The sequence below is a fragment of the Microcoleus sp. PH2017_12_PCY_D_A genome (genome assembly GCF_020738565.1).
Lineage (GTDB): Bacteria > Cyanobacteriota > Cyanobacteriia > Cyanobacteriales > Microcoleaceae > Microcoleus.
Map to the genome: position 1 here is coordinate 1 of NZ_JAEQCI010000220.1, position 4,404 is coordinate 4,404.

Consider the following 4,404-nt stretch of genomic DNA (forward strand, 5'->3'; position numbering starts at 1 on the left):
CCGCACACTCGAACGTTCCAACGCCAAGCTCAAACTATGCTTTATTCGGCTGATGCTCAAGCGACTAGCCGCCTAAAAAGATCTCAAATGGGTTCTATATGAGTGTAGCCCTCATGCCACACTCCTCACCTGCTGTCGCAAAATCGCCGATGCTAACCTGGGTTTGCACATCCTCTGGATAACCGATGAACCCCTCGAACCACCTTTACGCGGCTTTCCCCCCAGTCAGGATAATTTGTTAGGAGTAATTCAAACTTGGTTAGAGGAATGTTAGGGAAGAAACTCACGAGTTATTGACTTGAATGAGAAGACATCAATTCACTCTTTGGAATCAAAAGATGATTCTCACTTGTGGTGGCGGGCGTAATGTTATGAGTAGGCTGGACTTCAGAAGCAAAACTGATTGTAGAAACTGCTGCTTTGAGGACTTGTGCTGCCCAATCTACTACAGCCAGCCCTTGAGTTTTAGCCACATCTTGCATCTGGGCTTGCAGGTGTATCGGGAGCTGTATAGTTAAAGTAAAAGTATCTCGTTGGGCTCGTTTTGCCTTTTTGACTAACTCTGGCTCGATCCATCGATCGAGCCACAATTTACATTTAGCTCCTCGTTCGTTACCATCTTTCTCAATAAAGCTTAGTTTGCCTAGCTTTTGACAATAAAAACTGTGAGGGTCGTCTTGAACAGGCTCAAAACTGCAATAATAGCAATTCCAGCAGCTTCGGCATGGAGTTTCTGTCTGACTGGATGTTGCTCCCAATTCCCCAGCATTCTTTTGAGTGGATGCTGAAATTTCACGGTTTGACGGATGACTGGTTGTTTGAGTTCGTTGGTTTTTGGAACTGTTCTCGTTGTTAGACTTATTCCTCGAAATTTTTTTCTGGTGTTCTTCAACAACTTGGGCAACGTGAAAAGCCGTAAGTTTGCCGTTCGGAGCAGTAGAAACGGCTTGGGCCCAAGCCCTAGGCTGCTCTTGGGAGGGTAGTGCTGTTAGAGGGCGAACTTGGCGCTCATTGGCGGGAAGGATTTGTGCGCCATGGCGCACATTTTCGTACACGGTTGCCGCCTCGATCAATTGGTAAGCTGAGCGACGAGACATTTCCCACCGGTTAGTGCAATAGTCTTCAAAAGTCGAGAACTCTTGTCGGTAGAGACGCCGATCGCGGATATGGCGCAAAGCTTGCCCTATTTCCCAAAAAGCTTTCAAGCTCCGTTCGACTGTAGCTTCCAAGCTGCTTAATTCTAATGCTTCAGCATCAGTGAGCGTGCTCTGGGCAGACAATTCTTTAGCGTCGGCTTTGTTTGGCAGGCAGTCCTGTGCAACTCTCGCAGTGAGTTCAGCGCTGCGAACAACAGAGAAGTTATGTGCATCAGAACCGCGAACTGTGTTGGAGGATGACATTGATGTTCCGTCCGTCTTGCGCGGTGCAAGATTAAGTATTGCATAATGCAAGGGTAGTTGCGTAATCGATTAAGGCTTTGATTGCTCAAATTTTGTAGAAAAGGGGTAAAATAGCGAAAAAGTATCGGCTTCAACGCAGCAGAAAGTAAAATAGTGTACGGTAAAAGCGTTAGTTGACATTCTCCGGGTGCGTTCGCGCGCGGGGATTCCCAAGACCGCTCTTTGGGCTTCCTCTTTCGACTACTCGGCTTACACTCGGAGGAGTCTCCTCAGCCAAATTCTTGTCGGTGTCTCGCAAGGGCGTTAGTTCCCGTGTGCCCCAGGACTTTAAACCTAAATTTTCGGTAAGCAATTGTAACTAATCCCCTGCCTGAAGGCGAGGGGCTTTCAGTAGCCCTGAAGTATCGTAGCTGAGAGAACAGCTAAGGCACTCCGAACCTCGAAGCCCAGTTACGACGGCTCCAATATTGGCAATATTCATCGAACCATTGAAATCAGCGTCGCCATGCCAACCACAAGCCTTGTTTGCACACTTAAATCGCTTCTGGCTTCTTGTTCCCAAATGGTTGCACTGATGGCAAGTCTGCGACGTGTAAGCGGGTGGCACTGCAACAACTTCAACGCCGTACTTGATGCCTTTATATTCCAGGAAATGACGCAACTCATAGAACGCCCAACTGTTAGACCGTCTTCGTTCTGCCAAAGAGCGTCGTTGCTGGTTGGTACGTTCTCGAATGCCCGTCAAGTCCTCAATGGCAATAATCGCGACCGACGCCAAGGCATCCAAGACAATGTGCTTGCTGATGTTATGGTTGAGCCAAGCTTGATAGCGTCTTTCTTTCCCCGACAGCCGTTGCAGCAATCCCCGGCATCTTCTGCGAGAACTGCGTGTGCCTTTCGAGGCTTTGCGCTGAATAGACTCTCTTGCTTTGGCGTATTTGTCTCTAACCTTCTCAATGGGTTTGCCGTCCCATTTGTCCCCCTTGCTCGTTACTGCAATGTCTCTGCGTCCAAAGTCAACGCCAATCGCGTTGTCCGATTTAATCGGTTTTGGCGTTTCGTCTTTGAGTTGGATGTGGATGTAGTATTGCCCGTCTCTGTGCTTGCACAATTGAGCCGAGGTTGGCGCTCTACTTTTGAGTTTCCCTTGCTGATAGTTCCCAAGGCTCAACTTAATGCGCTCACGGCAACCCAACAGGGTCAGGCTGACCGTCCAATCCTTTTCTCGAAAGGAAAAGATGCGGGCATCATAGTCTGCACTCGTTGGACGGAAAGTCTTGACGGGCTGCCCTTTAAGCTTGGCAGTTTTACGATTAGCTCCAACCCTAGCGCACACCCTAACCGCTTGATTGGCACTCAATCCAAACTGTTCTCGCAAGGTTTGATACACTAAACTTTGAATCGTGGTTTTGCTGGTCACCGATGGTTTGACAGTCTCATTGGTGTAGTTGCAACCATCCGCAAACGAGGCAAGCAAAGCATCGATTTTAGCGCTTTGCTTGAGTGTCGGTTGAAGTTGGCAAACTAGCGTTAAGACTTGTTCCACGACTGTTGAAAACTCACAAATGAATACAAAAGATTATACAACACAATCAACCGGAATTCCGGCCAATTCTGAACCAAAAGCCGTCCTAGAAGGACGGGGTTTCAGACCAATTTCTTCGGTGACTGTTAGCTCTGTATCTTCTCTTATACTCGATCGCCAAAAGCGGCTGACTCAGTTGATCGAGCTGCTGCTGAAAGAAGGCTGGACTCAAAGCGCTTTAGCGTCCGCTATCGGAGTAGATTTTTCAACTGTATATCGGTGGTTAAAGGGGAAAACGATACCCGAATCCGATTCTAAGAACTTTCGGCAACTGGCAAAGTTAAGCGGTGGCAGTACCAAGACTCTGCAACTTTATTTGGATGGAGAAATATCCCTATCAGTTTATCAACGCGGTTTGGATGAGGTGGCGATCGGTCAAGTGAGTGGCAGCAAGAGGATAGGCTCTGAAAAAATTAAAAAAGAAGTTTTAGCAAAGATTTATTCCCTCGATCCAGATGATATTGCCGATATCATTTCTTCATCAGTAGCATTTTTAGCCAAACTTGTATAGTTAAGTAACGAGCAGCCTGCAGCCTTACGGTTTTCTGTTGAGAAACCGGAAAAATCACCGTCTCATTCCCCACTCCCCCCAATTGGTGACAACTTAAGTTAAGGAAGCATTTGTCAATCAGCAATTACGATCTGAATTGACTCGGATTTTGACTAGAAAACTCAAATCGGAGCGATCGAAAAATCGTTAAGTATCCGAATCCTGACTCCTGACTCCAGCGATCGGTCTTAAGTCAATACGGTTCACTTAAGACAGATCCCCCCTAACCTCCCTTAAAAAGGGGGGGACAAGAATGCTCTCAAAGTCCCCCTTCTTAAGGGGGATTTAGGGGGCTCTCCGGCGCATAAATAGTGTTAAGTGAACCGTATTGGGTCTTAAGTTGTCAGCAAAGACTCTCCCGGACTTTTTCTGTGGCGATCGCCGCTATTGCGAGCGCCTTTTATGCTCGCTCGCAATGTACCTTCTTACTCTATCCGACCTCAATCAAACTATTCATAATAGCCAATTACAAGAGTCACCTCTTGTTCCTTCATATCTGCAAGAACGCTTGCAACTGCTTGTCAAGCAAAATTTAATGGGATTACCTGTCGAGCCAATTCTCAACAGTCACCCCCAGTTCCAGCAGTGGGTTTTCCAACTCAAAGAACTATCGCCATCACTGTTTTTACCGCAGCGCAAACTATTTGTTGACATTCCACTTCAAACAAAACTAGACCGAACAAAAAGGGGAGTGACAGAAGAAAACTCTTCCCCTTCTCCTCCATTCAAAGCAGGGTGGATTAATTGTCAGGGGGGAATGTATGATATTCGAGGTAATCAAGTTTGCCCCGTCCGGGTAGACTATCGAGGGTGAAATGAATCAACAATGAATTTAATTGAAGCAATTAAATCTGTTCCAGACCATAGAC

3 protein-coding genes are annotated in these 4,404 nt (G+C 46.9%); 1 reads left to right on the top strand and 2 read right to left on the bottom strand.

The annotated features are described in order from the left end of the window. Positions 1 to 290 precede the first annotated feature (290 nt). Together JGK39_RS32745 and JGK39_RS32750 are read right to left on the bottom strand one after the other, a co-directional pair. The gene (locus JGK39_RS32745; protein ID WP_293262440.1) at positions 291 to 1,400 is read right to left on the bottom strand and encodes a hypothetical protein; all 1,110 of its coding nucleotides are present in this window, start codon (positions 1,398 to 1,400) and stop codon (positions 291 to 293) included. 358 nt (positions 1,401 to 1,758) lie between these two features. Beyond that, positions 1,759 to 2,946 carry a transposase gene (locus tag JGK39_RS32750; protein ID WP_293262443.1) on the bottom strand — a complete coding sequence of 396 codons (1,188 nt, stop codon included), beginning with the start codon at positions 2,944 to 2,946 and terminating at the stop codon, positions 1,759 to 1,761. 19 nt (positions 2,947 to 2,965) lie between these two features. Between JGK39_RS32750 and JGK39_RS32755 the strand changes: the two genes are divergently transcribed. Beyond that, positions 2,966 to 3,496: a helix-turn-helix transcriptional regulator gene (locus JGK39_RS32755; protein ID WP_293262446.1), complete on the top strand. Its 531-nt coding sequence runs from the start codon at positions 2,966 to 2,968 to the stop codon at positions 3,494 to 3,496. Positions 3,497 to 4,404: the final 908 nt, after the last annotated feature.